Genomic DNA, 14,733 nt, shown 5'->3' with positions numbered 1-14,733 from the left:
CGCGTTGTTTGCGCGCGCGCGACTCCTGATACTGACTGCATAACCCAAAAGCCGAAACGGTCGTAAAGCCTGCTACCGGGTGGAAGCGACGCCGGACAGCGTAACCGGCACCACGGGAAACAGTCAGCACTATGAATTTAAACGAACTCTATCGCCTTATCTGCAATCTCGCCCGCATTGGCACCGTGCTGGAAGTGGATACGGAAAAGTATCTTGCACGCGTCGAAACCGGCGAGAACAAAACCGACTGGATCCGCTGGGCAGTACCACGCGCCGGTGAAGCCGTGACGTGGTGGGCGCCGACAGTGGGCGAACAGGTTTATATTTTGTGCCCCTGTGGTGAGATGGAGACGGCATTCATTGCAGGAAGCCTTTACAGCGAAGACGCACCGCCGCCAGATGCTGGCGCTACCACCTGCGTGATCCTGCACCCGGATGGCGCCCGTATCTCATATGACCCGGAGGCCAGCGCGCTGGTTGTCAGCGGGGTGAAAACGGCAAGCGTCACCGCGTCAGAATCCATTACCGCCACCGTGCCGGTGGTAACGGTCAAGGCAGATACGCGCGTTACCCTGGACACGCCGGAAGTGGTCTGCACCAACAAGCTGATCACCGCCACGCTGGAAGTGCAAAACGGTGGGGAAATGAAGGGCGATATTACCCATTCAGGCGGATCGCTTTCGTCTAATGGTGTCGTTGTCCATTCGCACAAACATAGCGGCGTTCAGTCCGGTGGCAGTAATACAGGTGGCCCGGTATGAGTACAGTCCGTTACAGCGGCATGAATGCCGGTTCAGGCCATGCCATCACCGACAACGAACATATAGCGCAGTCTATCGGCGACATTCTGTTAACGCCGATCGGTTCGCGTGTGATGCGCCGTGCTTATGGTTCGCAGCTTTTCAACCTGATAGATCAGCCGGTCGATAACGCCATAACGAAGCTGCGCGTTATGTCTGCCATCTACAGTGCCCTGTATTTATGGGAACCGCGGATCTCTCTGACCAGTATCACCCTGAGCGCGCCGGGCGCCGGTCGGCTGGTTGCCACTATCCAGGCCAATCGCACCGACAATCAGACGCCATTTAACGCCGATATCACATTGAGGGGCCAGGCATGAGCGGCACGATCGATTTATCGCAGCTACCGCCGCCCGTGGTGGTTGAACCGCTGGACTTCGAAACGCTTTTCGCGCAGCGCAAGGCCGCATTTATTGCGATGTACCCGGAAGATGAACAGGAAGAGATCGCCCGCACGCTTGAGCTTGAATCGGAGCCGATCACCATGCTGCTGGAAGAGAATTGCTATCGCGAATTGCTGTTGCGCCAGCGGGTGAATGAAGCGGCCCGCGCGGTGATGCTGGCTTATTCCACGGATAGCGATTTGGATAATCTGGCGGTCAATTTCAACGTTGAACGTCTGACCATTCAGGAAGAAGACGACAGCGTTACCCCGCCAATTGAAGCCGTGATGGAGTCAGACCCGGATTTACGCACGCGTACCCAGCAGGCTTTTGAAGGTCTGAGCGTGGCCGGGCCAACGGCGGCGTATGAATTTTGGGGGCGTTCAGCAGACGGGCGCGTAGCTGATATTTCGGCGGTCAGCCCTACGCCTGCCTGCGTCACCATTTCGGTGCTATCGCGTGAGGGTGACGGAACGGCCAGCGATGATCTGCTTTCCGTGGTCGCTGCTGCCCTGAACGATGAAGAGGTGCGCCCGGTGGCCGACAGGGTAACGGTGCAGTCTGCGGAGATCGTGACGTATCAGATCGATGCAACGCTTTACATCTATCCGGGGCCGGAAGCTGAACCCGTCCGGCAGGCATCGGAGCAACAATTACAGGCGTATATTGCCGCGCAGAATCGCTTAGGGCGCGATATCCGTCTTTCAGCTATCTACGCCGCCCTGCACGTCGAAGGTGTCCAGCGCGTTGAACTGGCGCAGCCTGTTGCGGATATCGTGCTGAGTGACTACCAGGCATCGCACTGCACCGAATACACCATAACGGTGGGTGGTTACGATGAGTAATGACCTGTTACCACCCAGCGCCAGCCGAATGGAGAGAGTCGCCGCGCGCGTCTGCGCGTCGTTGGGTGAAGTGCCTGTGCCGCTGCGCCAGTTGTGGAACCCGTGGACGTGTCGGGCTGATCTGTTGCCCTATCTGGCGTGGGCCTTCTCCGTTGATCGCTGGGATGAGGCCTGGCCGATAAGCACAAAACGAAAGGCGGTGGCCGATGCGTTCTACCTGCATAAGTACAAGGGTACAACGGGCGCCATGCGCCGGGTTGTGGAGCCGTTCGGCTTCTTCATCCGGGTAAACGAGTGGTGGAACATCGACACCGCACCGGGCACCTTCACGCTGGATATTGGGGTGGAGGACCAGGGCATTAGTGAAGAAACCTATCAGGAGCTTGAACGCCTGATCGCCGATGTGAAGCCGTGCAGCCGTCATATGCTGGGAATGTCTCTTCACCTGCAAACAACCGGCGATCTGTATATCGGCGTGGGCAGTTATTCCGGCGATACGTTGACCGTGTATCCGTATTTCCCTGAAACCATAGCCGTGGGCGGTGATGATTACACCGGGGCGGCAATCCATTTAATTGACACCGTGGAGATCGCAAGTGGCGACTAAATATTATGCCGTGCTAACCAATGTGGGCGCGGCGAAACTGGCAAATGCCACGGCATTGGGTGCGCAGGTTGAGATCACCCAGATGGCTGTAGGCGATGGAAACGGCGCATTGCCGACGCCGAACCCGGCACAAACAGCGCTGGTTCATGAGTTGCGCCGCGCGCCACTCAATACCCTGAGCATTGATCCGAACAACGCCAACCAGATTATTGCCGAACAGGTGATCCCCGAAGACGTGGGCGGGTGGTGGATCCGTGAAATCGGCTTATTCGATAAAGACGGCGATATGATTGCCGTAGCCAACTGCGCAGAAACCTATAAGCCGCAGTTGCAGGAAGGTAGTGGGCGCGTTCAGATTGTCCGCATGATCCTGATCGTCAGCAGCACTGCAGCGGTGACGCTCAAAATTGACCCGTCTGTGGTGCTGGCTACCCGCGCTTACGTCGATTCTCAAATTATTGTCGCGAAATCCTATGCGGATGGTTTGATGAGTGATCACCTCGGTAAAGATAACCCGCATAATCAATATCCGCTGATTGCTAATGCTCTTAAGGAAATGGCCGATGCGGGATTAATCGGCGATGTCTTTGTTAATCTAGGATTGGGTTCATCGGCAAAATTAGCCGCTTCATCAGCCGTTACATCATCGACAGGGCGATTAACCATTTCCGTTTTGATAGACGGTAATCCCAGCTCGGTTTTAATCCAATGGGGAATAGTTAATGCTGCCAGGCAAGAGACAACGAATTTAACACTTCCAGTAACGTACGATAATGCATGTCTCTTTGCGATAGCTGTTAAGGGGAGTGCAATTTCACTTACCCAAGAGTATGGATGCGGCTGCTCGCCAGTCGATAAATCTACGATTGCAATTACGAATTCAAACGCTGGATCGGGATCAACTCAAGGTATCCGATGGCTAACTATAGGTTATTAGTATGAATAAATATTTCTCTGGTTCTGCTCTGGGTTTCTATATTGAAGGAACAAGCTTAGTTATCCCAGAAGACGCCTTGATAGTATCCGACTCTGTTTATCAGGAGTTTACTAATGTTGCGTGGCCTGAAGGTAAAGTGTTGGGGACGGATGCTGGGATGCCAGCCTGGATTGATGCCCCGCCTTTAACACATGAAGAAGAGGTCGAGAACGCCGACGAAAAAAAGCAGTCTTTAATTGAGCAGGCTAATGCATATATCAATAGTAAGCAGTGGCCAGGCAAAGCATCATTAGGGCGTCTTACTGATGATGAACTGATCCAATACAATATTTGGCTAGATTATCTGGATGAGTTGGAGGCTATTGATACATCTAAAGCGCCGGATATCACCTGGCCGGATAAGCCGGAATAAGTTCATGTTCCGGCACGCATGGCCGGTTCTAACCGTGCTGGCCGTGCGTATCGAGTACAGTCATTTTTAACGGTGCTGTAGCACGGTCAGTTATGGCGGTGTGTTCCGGAAGACGAAGCGGGCAAAGGCCCGCTTTTCTTATATCGAAAGGTTGGTTTTCACAAGAGAGAAGAGATCGTCGGTGGTCGTTTCGGCCAGCTTTTCCCGTATGTCCTCGCTTACGCGTTTCAGGTTGAGCGTAAAATCAATTTTCTTTGCCTTCCCGTCCTTAAAAAACTCCGTCCGGTTTTGCGTGATCTGCTCAATTACATACATGCCGTAGATCCTGCCCGTGCCTTCTATCAGGGGCCACGGGCGCCCGGAAAAAGCCATAGTTTCCAGCATGACAATCGACACATCACCGCCGCTTATTTCGGGGTACAGCGTGCCGCTGAGTACGAAAGGTTCTTCATCTGCGCCGATGAACTGATAGCGCGGGGATTTCCCCACGCGATCGTTTTTGACGTGCCGCCAGGAGTTGGTTTTATTCGCACTCTGGTAAGGCGTGGTTTGCAGTGAAAAGGGGAACATCCCCAGAATCATCATCATGATATTGCCCTTAGACGTGATCGGTCAGTTGGGAACGCTTGCGCCGGTCGGCTTGCTGCTTCGCTAACGCAAGTTCTTCGCGCACGCGCCTGATAATGGTTTCTTCATCCAGTTTCTGGCCGCTAAAGTCGAAGTTAAGGTTATATACATCGCCACCCTGCGCAGGCATTAGCGCAGCGACGGAAGCCGCAGACGGCGACGCCGAAACGGGCACTCGTGCGGCGGGCTTCTCAACCTGCCACGGCGTAACGGAAGCGATCAGCGATCCGGCCTGCTGCGTCACCCAATCGGTAAGGGATGGTAGCTGGCGCTGCGTCTGCTTAAGCGGTTCCGAATATCCGCCACGGATCGGGATATAGGGCTGCTTATTCTTGAAGACAATCTCGCCGGGGCCGTCTTTCTTCTCCGTGGTATTGGTGGCGATCTTGTCCAGGCTGCTGCTCATCTTCGGCACGATGTTGGCCGGGCCCTTGAGCGAGTTAATTAAGCTTTCCTGCTTTTTCTGCTGGTCAATGGCCTGCTGTTGCTTCTGGTTGGTTTTCTTCTGCTGATCGTCTTTCGGCGACCAGTTCCAACCCTTTTTAACCATTTTCTTTTGCTGCGGATCCCACTCCCAGACAACAGGGTCTTTGTGCATACTTTCCGCAGCTTGCTGCGCTGCTTTTGTTGCGTCGGGGATGGCGCCGAGTTTCTCAAGTATCCATCCAATCCCGTTAGCGACGGCTTGAATAGGTAGCGTCAGCGCGCTAATTGCGGCCCCTACAACCTTGCCGAACGTTTCCCCGGCACTGGTGCAGGATGCCAGCGCTTCACTGGAAAACTGGATCGGTTCCAGCAGTTTGGTAAACCATTCCCAGACCCCACTGATCGCGTTGCCGATACTGTCAAAAATCGGGGCCAGTGGTGCAAATACGGCGTTAAATGCCTGCGTGATTGGTTGAAGGCCAGCCATCAGGCCGGTAAAGAAGCCGCTGAAAAACGCCTGTATGGGTTGCCAGAATTTAATGACGGCCACTGCTGCCGCAGCAAAGAGCGCAATCAGCCCCCAGACGGGCGCAGAAATACCAGCCAGTAGAGTAATAAGCGGGCCGAATACCATGCGACCGGCGCTTAATAATGCCTGCATAGGCGAGCCAGCAAGCCACTGGAACGCACCACCCAGGCGCATTACTCCGCCAGTCAGCCGCGCTATTCCTCCTTCCCCGGCCAGCGTGGTGAAGCTGAGGCGAACAAGTGCCATCGGGCCCAGCACTGCGCCGATGGACAGCATCAGACCACCCACGACAACCAGCAACGCGCCTATGGCTGCGGTGACTTTCATGATTGAACCAACCAGTGCCGGGTTTGCCTCAACCCAACGGCGGACGCTGCCAACCACCTTACTGACAGTAAGCATGATATCCATCAGCGGCTCGCGGAGCGTTTCCCCTGCTGAACTGAATGCGTTAACCGCGCCGGTTTTGGTCAGTTGCCACTGAGCAGAAAGGGAAGCTTTATTGATATCAGATTCCCGATTCATGGAACCTTTAGCGGCTGCTCCCTGCGTCAGTTCTATCTGGCGGCGTAGTTCGGGCAGGTTGTTCGCAAGTTTCTGTGCATCATCCCCGAACTCTTTACCGAAAATCTGGGTAAGGTTGGCTACCTGCTTATCTGGTGCAAGTTTTTTGGACGCTTCCAGCACTGAAATGATCGTGCCCATCGCGTCCACTGACATGCTTTTCTGGACTTTTTCAGCATTGACGCCGATTTCATCCAGCGCACCCAAAAATTTATCGCTTTGTACTGTGGCGATCGACAGTTCGCGCACCATTGCATTTGTTGCGCTGGCGGCAACTTCGGCAGGTGATCCAAGAGTCAGAAAGGTGGAACCCAGCGCGGCGGCTTGCTTGTAATCCAGTTGGCTGGCAAGCCCGCCAACGCGCTGGAGCACGTCGATAATATCGGAGCCTTTCGACTTCGCGTTATCGTCCAGATAGTTTATTGCGTCGCCTAACTGTTCAATATTCTGGGTGGGTATCTTATACAGCCCGGCAATCTTACCGAGGCTTTCAGAAAGCTGATCGGCGGGCAGTTCAAAGGCTACCGAAGCTTTTGCCGCCATGCTGGCGAAAGCCAGCAGATCGGCTTTTTGTTTTTCCCACGGATCATCGCTGTTTGCCACGCCCATGCGCGCGCCACCTTCGACCAGGGCGGCATAGTCAACAGCGCCGTTAGCCATTGGTAGCTTTTCGCTGGCATCCATGATCGCCCGCTGCATTTCTTCATACTGCGGGGTGCGGTTGCCGCTGTCGTCACGCAAGCCGTTTACCTGTTTGGCTACGCCTTTCATGGCGTCTTCAAGGCTGCTGTAGGATTTCACCGCAGCGGCGACAGGTGCCAGGGTTGCCGCCCCTACTGCGGCGGTTTTCATCCCCCCGCTCATCATCTTTTCGCCGGTTTCTTTGGCGCGGCTGTAACGGGCCTGCGCCTGGTTAACAGCGTCAAGCCGTCGCTGCTGTTCGGCAAGCTGGCGGTTGTATTGCGCGGTGCGCTGGTTGATCTGTTCCGTCGCCCGGCTGGCGCTGCTGATCGCAATGCCTTCGCTGTAGAAGCTGGCGCGCAACTGGTTAAGCTGCGTCTGCTCGCCTTTCTGCTGCTGGGTTAACTGGCGAATGGCTGCACGTTGCTGATTGAGGGCGGCAACCTGTTCGGCGCTGCGCTGGCGTAACGGGCCATAAGCCGCCGCCATTTGCCGGGCCTGTTCTTTCGCCTGGGCCAGTTGTTCGGTGGTTTTTTTATTGGCTGCGGTGAGGCGGTCAAAGCTGGTTGCCTGACGCTCAAGCCCTTTAATGCTGGTTTTGGTCTGGTTGATTTGAGACGCCAACGCGGCGGCACTCTGGCGCGCCGCGTTGACAGGGCGGGACATATTATTCAGGGCGCTGAATGCCACCCTGATATTTAAATTGCGGTCTGCCATTTAGTGATCTCCACCACTGCGCGCAGCCGCCTGATCACGCCATAACAGTATTTCCTGTACCGTCATGGCGTCCATCTCTACCGGCCGCCAGTGGAATATGACGGCGATATCTGCCATCAGGTCTTCTATGCGTTCGCAGGGGCATCGGATGATTCGTTGCCCGTATCCGTCGCGGTCAGTTCCGAAGAGGGTTGCAAAAAATCAACCACCGCGTTGGCTAACTGGCAAAAATCCCAGGTATCCATTCGGGCAATCTCATCGGCGGTTAATGCCGGAGCGGTAACGCGAGGCAGCAGAATAACCAGTGCGTCATAGTTGGACGTCAGAACGTCATAGGCTTTTAAGCCGCGCAGTGATCCAGCCTGTTTAAGCACGGAAGTGATCGCCACTTCGGTGATCTTGGTCTTACCGCGCGTAATAGGGGCGGTAAGAATAACGGTGTTTTCTTTGGTCTTGCTCATGGTGCCAGGTTTCCTTATAGGCCGATGTTAGCGCGGTGTTTTTCCAGCACATCCACACCGGCAACTTTGTAGATCATGTTGAGCACATCAACTTCGATAATCTCTTCGCCGTTGATGGTCAGCTTGTAATAGGTGTTTTTCAGGGTGTACTTATGCGAAGTGTCATCCCCGACTTTTGCCGAACCGGGATCCAGTTCAGTGAAGCGGCCACGCGTCTGGATTTCGCACGGTACAGCGTCGCCGGTCGCATCGTCCTGATAAGAGCCAGCAAAACGTGTTTGCATCCCGTCCGCAGTGGTGACGCCCCATTTTTTCAGCAATCCGGCATCCAGACCGCCAAGCGTGATATCCATATCTAGGGCGCCAGCGTCGAAGCCAAGATCCACCGCAACCGAACCCGGCATACCACCCGCCTGGTAGTCTTCGGTTTTTTTGGTGAGTTTGGCGGGGGTGATTTCCGGCACCATGCCGAAGTAGTTATCCCCGTCAAAGAACATATTGAAATATTTGAGTTTCTTAGGCAGTGCCATAAGCGCCCCCGGTTAGTTATTCACTGCGCTGGAAAACGTAGCGAAATATTCGTCGGTGAACTCCTGTACCAGGCTGAGATTTTCCAGCGGTGGAACAGGGGTGTAGTTGTACTTAATGGTCAGTTGACCATTGCGCAGGGTTTCCGAGGTATTCGGTTCCGGGTCATACCAGCAGCGGGCGCCCAGGAGCTTGCCAGCCGTCACATATGAGGTCAGCTTCTTATTGATGCCGTCCACAATGTCCTTTACCAGCGACGGGGTAAGCGGTTTATCAACATAGGCGAAATGGGCTTCGGCGACGGTATCCGCAACGATCTGCGCGGTTCGGGTATAGCTTTCGAAGATATACGTTTCGGCGTCGCAGGTACGCGATCCCCAGATGCGGTAGCCGTCCTGCTTGATCAGCGTGGTAACGCCTGCTGCGTTCAGTTCGTCGGCGTCGGTATCGGTGCCCTGCAACGTGAAATAGATATCCCGATCCATCCCCAGCACGTTATTAACGGGCACGTTGGAAATGGTTTTATGCCAGCCCTGAGTTGCGTCGATTTTGGCGCGCATCCCAACCGCATGGGCACCCACGGGAACGGTGGCATTCGCCCCGGCGTTGGTGTCGTAGCATATGAAATTAGGCCAGATAACCATCATTTCACGCTGGGAGAACTGTTCGCGGTATTCCTTCACCTCAGCGATGGTGTTGCAGCCGTTCGCTGCCACGTAAGCAAACGCGCGCAGCTTTTCGGCAATGACGCCGAGTTGTGCGGCCACCGCTTCCGTATCAAGACCGGGAACGGCCAGCACACGCGGGCGCACGCCTACGCGCATTTCGGCAGACAGCAGCGCGTACATGCCGGTAAAGCGTCCGTTTGCATCGGTGCCGCCAATAACCAGTTGATCCTGTGTCTGTGCTGTGCCGCCTTCAGGTGGTTCGATATTTGCAGCATCAGCAACGCGGATCACAATGGTTTGCGGGCTGGTCTGGTCTGAAATCGCTTTCAGGGTGGTAAACAGGGTGCCGGTTTTACCTGCCTTGCCCAGCATGTTAGCCACGCGGGTGATCAGTACAGGGGTATCCAGCGGGAACGCTGTTTCGTCCGCATCATCAGCGGTGCAGACAACGCCGATCACCGCCGAATCAATGTCGGTGATCATCGTGCTAAGGTCGGTGGTTTCCGTGACGGTTACACCGTGATGGTAGTTAGTGGCCATGTATTTGCCTCGCCAGTTTAATGACTGCGAATATCATTGCGGCAATGGCAGGCCGATGCGATGAATAAGGGTTGTCAGCAACCTGCAACAATGACGGGGCGTTGTTCATGCGCGCGCGCGTGGCGACGATGTACCCCATCATGATGAAGGGGTTGATATGGACACGACAGAAAACCGATATTCGCCGCGCCCGGCGTTCAATATTGAAATTGAAGGTAATCAGCTTACGGCGCTGGATAACCGGCTGATCTCCCTTTCCCTGACAGATAACCGGGGCTTTGAAGCGGACACGCTGGATCTGACTCTGGATGATGCAGACGGGCAGGTAGCATTACCACCACGCGGCGCAAAGATATCGGTGGCGCTGGGCTGGGATAATGATCCATTGGTTTTTAAGGGCGTGTATACGGTTGATGAGATAGGTCACTCAGGCCCGCCTGACCAGCTAACGATCAGTGCCAGAAGCGCAGATTTCCGCGATACCTTCAACGTGAAGAGGGAATATAGCTGGCACGATATTACCGTGGGGGATGTGGTCGCCAGCATTGCCAGCCGCTACGATCTGCGTGCGGGCGTCAGCGAAGAACTGGCGAAGATTGAGATAGACCACGCCGATCAGACGAGTGAATCAGATATCAGCTTCTTAACGCGCATGGCCGAAATGCTGGGCGCGGTGGCGACCATTAAAAACGGTATGCTTCTGTTTATCACGCCGGGCAAGGGAGTGACGCAGAGTGGCAAGCCGCTGCCGGTAATCGAGATCGTCCGGTCAAGCGGTGATAAACATCGGTTTAACGTAGCTGACCGCGACGCGTACACAGGCGTAACTGCATACTGGCTTGATCTCAACTTTGGCAAAAAACCATCCACTACCGTGAAGAAAACCACCCGCAGGCGACGAACCAGCCAGGCCAAAAAGAAAGAGCCTGCATCCAGCAAAAAAGAGGGTGATTATCTGGCCGGGGCCGAAGGTAACGTTTTTGTTATCCGTAAAACCTTCAAGACGGAAAAGGCGGCGAAGCGTGCCGCTGCGGCTAAGTGGCGGGAGTTGCAGCGTGGAGCGGCGACATTCAGTATCACCCTGGCGCGTGGCCGCGCAGATTTGTACCCGGAACAGCCCGCCAGCGTCTACGGCTTTAAGTCCACGATCGACAGTGGGAACTGGACGATAACGCGGTGCGTTCACGATATTGGCGGGGGAGGGTTTACCACGTCGCTGGAGCTGGAAGTAAAAATCGACGACTGGACAGCGGAGAGTGACGATTCAACGTCTTAAGCGTTATACTTGCGTTGATATTAACCAGTCCTGAAAGGAGGCCCGCGTATGGCAATGCGCTGTCCTCGCTGCCGTGCAATAGCAAAAACCAGAACCAGCGTTGAGCTGAGTTTGCTTGTGCGGCGCAGCTATCACCAGTGTCAAAATATGTTGTGCGGGTACTGTTTCACCAGCATGACGGAAATAGACGGTTCACTAAACCAGACCCAGCCAGCGCCCGGCGCGATGGTGCCACAAGAAGCTTTTCCAAGAAGTCACCACGGCGAAGATCAGTTATCGCTGGCACTCTAAAATAACCCGCCTATATGGCGGGTTAATTTTTATTTATTCAAACAAAATCAACTGATAGGCTTTATGGCGGTTATGTAACCATGTCTATGGAGTCTAGGAAAATGGCATTAGTAAACTGCCCGGAATGCAGTAAAGAAATTAGTGATTCAGCGTTTAAATGCCCGTCTTGCGGCCATCAGGTCAGAAAGCCGAAGCGCTCATTTTTTGGCAAGATCGTTAAGTGGATATTTATCCTGTTTAACATCTTTATGATCTATTGCATTTTTGCCGGGGCTGGCGGCAGTAGTGACGTTATCAATAACGCAGCCTCAGACGCAGAACGGGCCGGAGCCGCAATTGGTACGGGGCTGGGGATGATGATGCTGGGAACCATCTGGGTTATTGGCGATATCATTATCGGAATGTTTGTTTTCTTTACTCGCCCGAAATCATGAAAGGTAATGGTATGAAAAAGATAATCATTGCTATGGCGCTTTGCTCTTCTGCTGTATCAACAGCGTATGCGGTAGAACCAGTTAAAGCCGATATTAACAATGACGCATTAATGAAATGCCAATCCGAGGCAAAAAGTGATGCGCGTTTAGCTTGTTACGATAAGGTTCTTCCTCCGAAAGTAGCCGAAGAGGCTAAGCCAGTTGTAGGAGTTGGAAAATGGCAGGTATCCACGAAAACTTCACCCGTGGATGATTCAGAGAATGTTTATGTTAGCCTTTCTGCTAATGATTCTTTCCGGTCGCAGTTTGGTGAATCGATCACACCAAGTCTTTACATCACTTGCCGCGAGAAAAAAACAGAACTTTTCCTCAATTGGGATACCTATCTTGGGTTGAACGAAACACAGATGTTGTCTCGCCTGGATAAACAGAAGGCAAAAACGAAAACATGGGACATATCTAGCGATACCAAATCGGTATTTTATCGTGGCAATGTCATCGAGTTCGTCAAGGCGCTTAGCCAGGCTAACTCAATGTTTACTCAGATCACGCCTTACAATGAAAGTCCCGTGAGTGCGACATTTGATGTTGCTGGTCTGTCAGAGGCATTGAAGCCGCTTCAAAAAGCGTGTGGATGGAAGTAATGCGGTGTGCAGCCCCGTAATGCACGGGGCTTTTTTTTGTCGAAGTGTAGTCAAAATGTAGACGAAGATTAGAATAAATCCTTTTATTCCATTGTGTTACTGGACGGATTTCTTCACCATCCCTGTCTTCCCCCACATGATGTGGGGGTTTTTTTTTGCCTTCATTCTAATTTGTTAACCGTTTATTCATCCTTTGACTCCTCACGCTTCCGTTATACTAGCGGCATGACATGACAGGAGTGTTTATGAATCAATCCTATGGAAGGCTGGTAAGCCGGGCCGCCATTGCGGCAACCGTCATGGCCTCTAGCCTGCTACTGATCAAAATCTTTGCCTGGTGGTATACCGGTTCGGTCAGTATTCTGGCGGCGCTGGTAGACTCTTTGATGGATATTGCAGCCTCATTGACCAACCTGCTGGTGGTGCGTTACTCACTGCAACCGGCGGATGAAGAGCACACATTTGGGCACGGCAAAGCGGAGTCGCTGGCCGCGCTGGCGCAAAGTATGTTCATTTCCGGGTCTGCACTGTTCCTGTTTTTAACCGGCATTCAGCATCTTGTCTCACCGTCACCGATGAACGATCCCGGTGTGGGCGTGATTGTGACGATCGTTGCACTTATAAGCACACTTGTTCTGGTAACGTTCCAGCGCTGGGTCGTACGCAAAACGCAAAGTCAGGCGGTACGGGCGGATATGCTTCATTATCAATCTGATGTTATGATGAATGGGGCTATTCTTATTGCACTCGGCCTGGCCTGGTATGGCTGGCATCGGGCCGATGCGTTGTTCGCGTTAGGGATTGGTATCTATATTTTATATAGTGCCTTACGGATGGGGTATGAAGCGGTGCAATCACTGCTTGATCGCGCCCTCCCTGACTCAGAACGTAATGAAATTTTTACTATTGTGACCTCCTGGCCTGGTGTCAGTGGTGCGCACGATCTTCGAACGCGGCAGTCAGGGCCGACCCGCTTTATTCAGATTCACATTGAAATGGAAGACAACCTGCCACTGGTTCAGGCTCACGTTATTGCTGAGCAGGTCGAGCAGGCGATTTTGCAGCGTTTTCCTGGTTCAGACGTCATTATTCACCAGGATCCCTGCTCGGTTGTACCTGGACATGTTGGGCTTTCGTAATTCGTTGTAAAAAAGTGAGCCAGGCCAGCATTTTGTGTATAAATTACCGCCATTTGGTCTGACCTGAATCAATTCAGCTGGAAGTGATTGATATACTATTTGCAGTATTCGTTGGTCGATAAGTTTCTTCCGGCAACAGATTTCAATTTTGCATTCCTAAGTTCAGAGGTAGTCATGATTAAGAAAATCGGTGTGTTGACAAGCGGCGGTGATGCGCCGGGCATGAACGCGGCAATTCGTGGGGTTGTCCGTGCAGCGCTGACGGAAGGTCTGGAAGTTTTTGGTATCTATGATGGTTACCTGGGTCTGTACGAAGACCGTATGGTTCAGCTCGACCGTTACAGCGTGTCTGACATGATCAACCGTGGCGGTACCTTCCTTGGGTCTGCACGCTTCCCGGAATTCCGTGATGAACACGTCCGTGAAGTGGCTATCGAGAACATGAAAAAACGTGGCCTGGATGCCCTGGTGGTTATCGGTGGTGACGGCTCTTATATGGGTGCAAAACGTCTGACTGAAATGGGCTTCCCGTGCATCGGTCTGCCAGGCACTATCGACAACGACATCAAAGGCACTGACTACACCATCGGTTATTTCACCGCGCTGGGTACCGTTGTGGAAGCGATTGACCGTCTGCGTGACACCTCTTCTTCTCACCAGCGTATCTCCATCGTTGAAGTGATGGGTCGTTACTGTGGTGACCTGACCCTGGCTGCCGCGATTGCGGGTGGTTGTGAGTTTGTGGTTGTGCCGGAAGTGGAATTCAGCCGTGAAGATCTGGTGGCTGAAATCAAAGCAGGCATCGCGAAAGGTAAAAAACACGCGATTGTTGCCATCACCGAGCACATCTGTGATGTTGACGAACTGGCGAAGTACATCGAAACCGAAACCAAACGTGAAACCCGTGCAACCGTACTGGGACACATCCAGCGTGGCGGTTCCCCTGGACCATACGACCGTATTCTGGCGTCCCGTATGGGGGCATACGCTATTGAACTGCTGCTGCAGGGTCACGGCGGCCGCTGCGTCGGTATTCAGAACGAGCAGCTGGTGCACCATGACATCATTGACGCCATTGAAAACATGAAACGTCCATTCAAAGGTGACTGGCTGGACTGCGCGAAAAAACTGTACTGATCCCTCAAGCCCTCTCCGTTGCGGAGAGGGCTTTTATTCCTCTACGTTATAGCCAATCTTTTTTTATTCTTTAATCATCGCATCTCT

18 protein-coding genes are annotated in these 14,733 nt (G+C 53.4%); 12 read left to right on the top strand and 6 right to left on the bottom strand.

Going from position 1 to position 14,733, the window contains the following annotated elements:
* The first annotated feature begins 131 nt into the window (after positions 1-131).
* From V6E55_RS13255 to V6E55_RS13230, 6 genes are read left to right on the top strand one after another with little or no spacing between them, the layout of a single operon-like run.
* Complete coding sequence (locus tag V6E55_RS13255; protein ID WP_234105256.1) at positions 132-761, top strand: phage baseplate assembly protein V; 630 nt, start codon at positions 132-134, stop codon at positions 759-761.
* The gene (locus tag V6E55_RS13250) at positions 758-1,120 is read left to right on the top strand and encodes a GPW/gp25 family protein (RefSeq protein ID WP_000108898.1); all 363 of its coding nucleotides are present in this window, start codon (positions 758-760) and stop codon (positions 1,118-1,120) included. Before V6E55_RS13255 ends, V6E55_RS13250 begins: the two co-directional genes overlap by 4 nt.
* Complete coding sequence (locus tag V6E55_RS13245) at positions 1,117-2,028, top strand: baseplate assembly protein (RefSeq protein ID WP_316943036.1); 912 nt, start codon at positions 1,117-1,119, stop codon at positions 2,026-2,028. The genes V6E55_RS13250 and V6E55_RS13245 overlap by 4 nt, the downstream gene beginning before the upstream one ends.
* A complete protein-coding gene (locus V6E55_RS13240; protein ID WP_316943034.1) occupies positions 2,021-2,635 on the top strand; it encodes a phage tail protein I in 615 nt (204 codons plus the stop codon). Before V6E55_RS13245 ends, V6E55_RS13240 begins: the two co-directional genes overlap by 8 nt.
* Positions 2,625-3,572 carry a phage tail protein gene (locus tag V6E55_RS13235; RefSeq protein ID WP_316943032.1) on the top strand — a complete coding sequence of 316 codons (948 nt, stop codon included), beginning with the start codon at positions 2,625-2,627 and terminating at the stop codon, positions 3,570-3,572. Before V6E55_RS13240 ends, V6E55_RS13235 begins: the two co-directional genes overlap by 11 nt.
* 1 nt (position 3,573) lies before the next feature.
* The gene (locus V6E55_RS13230; protein WP_316943030.1) at positions 3,574-3,984 is read left to right on the top strand and encodes a tail fiber assembly protein; all 411 of its coding nucleotides are present in this window, start codon (positions 3,574-3,576) and stop codon (positions 3,982-3,984) included.
* Positions 3,985-4,122: 138 nt separating this feature from the next.
* On the opposite strand, the gene V6E55_RS13225 is transcribed toward V6E55_RS13230, so the two are convergent.
* Genes V6E55_RS13225 through V6E55_RS13200 form a run of 6 tightly spaced genes read right to left on the bottom strand, consistent with a single transcriptional unit; the run spans position 4,123 to position 9,725 of the window.
* Positions 4,123-4,572: a phage tail protein gene (locus tag V6E55_RS13225; RefSeq protein WP_316943029.1), complete on the bottom strand. Its 450-nt coding sequence runs from the start codon at positions 4,570-4,572 to the stop codon at positions 4,123-4,125.
* 10 nt (positions 4,573-4,582) lie between these two features.
* Entirely contained in the window at positions 4,583-7,528 is a 2,946-nt protein-coding gene (locus V6E55_RS13220; protein ID WP_316943028.1) for a phage tail tape measure protein, read from the bottom strand.
* Entirely contained in the window at positions 7,529-7,603 is a 75-nt protein-coding gene (locus tag V6E55_RS13215) for a GpE family phage tail protein (protein WP_322928566.1), read from the bottom strand. It lies immediately after the preceding gene.
* Positions 7,604-7,653: 50 nt separating this feature from the next.
* Positions 7,654-7,989, bottom strand: coding sequence for a phage tail assembly protein (locus V6E55_RS13210; RefSeq protein WP_316943027.1), 336 nt, complete (start codon positions 7,987-7,989; stop codon positions 7,654-7,656).
* A 14-nt stretch (positions 7,990-8,003) separates the two neighbouring features.
* A complete protein-coding gene (locus tag V6E55_RS13205) occupies positions 8,004-8,519 on the bottom strand; it encodes a phage major tail tube protein (RefSeq protein ID WP_001207578.1) in 516 nt (171 codons plus the stop codon).
* 12 nt (positions 8,520-8,531) lie between these two features.
* A complete protein-coding gene (locus tag V6E55_RS13200) occupies positions 8,532-9,725 on the bottom strand; it encodes a phage tail sheath subtilisin-like domain-containing protein (RefSeq protein ID WP_000224787.1) in 1,194 nt (397 codons plus the stop codon).
* A gap of 157 nt (positions 9,726-9,882) precedes the next feature.
* Here V6E55_RS13200 and V6E55_RS13195 point away from each other — a divergent pair, with 157 nt between their 5' ends.
* From V6E55_RS13195 to pfkA, 6 genes are all read left to right on the top strand, one after another.
* Positions 9,883-11,001, top strand: coding sequence for a phage late control D family protein (locus V6E55_RS13195; protein WP_316943026.1), 1,119 nt, complete (start codon positions 9,883-9,885; stop codon positions 10,999-11,001).
* 48 nt (positions 11,002-11,049) lie between these two features.
* Positions 11,050-11,292, top strand: coding sequence for an ogr/Delta-like zinc finger family protein (locus V6E55_RS13190; protein ID WP_001251454.1), 243 nt, complete (start codon positions 11,050-11,052; stop codon positions 11,290-11,292).
* Between the two features lie 101 nt (positions 11,293-11,393).
* Positions 11,394-11,726 (top strand): zinc ribbon domain-containing protein, encoded by a 333-nt coding sequence (locus tag V6E55_RS13185; RefSeq protein WP_001229865.1) that lies wholly within the window; start codon positions 11,394-11,396, stop codon positions 11,724-11,726.
* Positions 11,727-11,737: 11 nt separating this feature from the next.
* Positions 11,738-12,370, top strand: a complete 633-nt coding sequence (locus tag V6E55_RS13180) for a type VI secretion system-associated protein TagO (RefSeq protein ID WP_000720167.1) — start codon at positions 11,738-11,740, stop codon at positions 12,368-12,370.
* 245 nt (positions 12,371-12,615) lie between these two features.
* Positions 12,616-13,509, top strand: a complete 894-nt coding sequence (gene fieF / locus V6E55_RS13175; RefSeq protein ID WP_316943024.1) for a CDF family cation-efflux transporter FieF — start codon at positions 12,616-12,618, stop codon at positions 13,507-13,509.
* 174 nt (positions 13,510-13,683) lie between these two features.
* On the top strand, positions 13,684-14,646 hold the full coding sequence (gene pfkA, locus V6E55_RS13170; RefSeq protein WP_028018123.1) for a 6-phosphofructokinase: 963 nt from the start codon (positions 13,684-13,686) through the stop codon (positions 14,644-14,646).
* The last annotated feature ends 87 nt before the right edge of the window (positions 14,647-14,733 follow it).

The organism is Enterobacter sp. 342, assembly GCF_036663495.1.
In the GTDB taxonomy this organism is placed as follows: Bacteria; Pseudomonadota; Gammaproteobacteria; order Enterobacterales; family Enterobacteriaceae; genus Enterobacter.
This window is presented reverse-complemented; position numbering and strand designations above follow the sequence as displayed.

What these genes read in the sequence shown, in the direction of transcription:
- V6E55_RS13250 (WP_000108898.1), top strand. Translation starts at nt 758, where the DNA reads ATGAGTACAGTCCGTTACAGCGGCATGAATGCCGGTTCAGGCCATGCC.
- V6E55_RS13195 (WP_316943026.1), top strand. Translation starts at nt 9,883, where the DNA reads ATGGACACGACAGAAAACCGATATTCGCCGCGCCCGGCGTTCAATATT.
- V6E55_RS13255 (WP_234105256.1), top strand. Translation starts at nt 132, where the DNA reads ATGAATTTAAACGAACTCTATCGCCTTATCTGCAATCTCGCCCGCATT.
- V6E55_RS13205 (WP_001207578.1), bottom strand. Translation starts at nt 8,519, where the DNA reads ATGGCACTGCCTAAGAAACTCAAATATTTCAATATGTTCTTTGACGGG.
- pfkA (WP_028018123.1), top strand. Translation starts at nt 13,684, where the DNA reads ATGATTAAGAAAATCGGTGTGTTGACAAGCGGCGGTGATGCGCCGGGC.
- V6E55_RS13230 (WP_316943030.1), top strand. Translation starts at nt 3,574, where the DNA reads ATGAATAAATATTTCTCTGGTTCTGCTCTGGGTTTCTATATTGAAGGA.
- fieF (WP_316943024.1), top strand. Translation starts at nt 12,616, where the DNA reads ATGAATCAATCCTATGGAAGGCTGGTAAGCCGGGCCGCCATTGCGGCA.
- V6E55_RS13220 (WP_316943028.1), bottom strand. Translation starts at nt 7,528, where the DNA reads ATGGCAGACCGCAATTTAAATATCAGGGTGGCATTCAGCGCCCTGAAT.
- V6E55_RS13240 (WP_316943034.1), top strand. Translation starts at nt 2,021, where the DNA reads ATGAGTAATGACCTGTTACCACCCAGCGCCAGCCGAATGGAGAGAGTC.
- V6E55_RS13185 (WP_001229865.1), top strand. Translation starts at nt 11,394, where the DNA reads ATGGCATTAGTAAACTGCCCGGAATGCAGTAAAGAAATTAGTGATTCA.
- V6E55_RS13190 (WP_001251454.1), top strand. Translation starts at nt 11,050, where the DNA reads ATGGCAATGCGCTGTCCTCGCTGCCGTGCAATAGCAAAAACCAGAACC.
- V6E55_RS13225 (WP_316943029.1), bottom strand. Translation starts at nt 4,572, where the DNA reads ATGATGATGATTCTGGGGATGTTCCCCTTTTCACTGCAAACCACGCCT.
- V6E55_RS13245 (WP_316943036.1), top strand. Translation starts at nt 1,117, where the DNA reads ATGAGCGGCACGATCGATTTATCGCAGCTACCGCCGCCCGTGGTGGTT.
- V6E55_RS13180 (WP_000720167.1), top strand. Translation starts at nt 11,738, where the DNA reads ATGAAAAAGATAATCATTGCTATGGCGCTTTGCTCTTCTGCTGTATCA.
- V6E55_RS13210 (WP_316943027.1), bottom strand. Translation starts at nt 7,989, where the DNA reads ATGAGCAAGACCAAAGAAAACACCGTTATTCTTACCGCCCCTATTACG.
- V6E55_RS13200 (WP_000224787.1), bottom strand. Translation starts at nt 9,725, where the DNA reads ATGGCCACTAACTACCATCACGGTGTAACCGTCACGGAAACCACCGAC.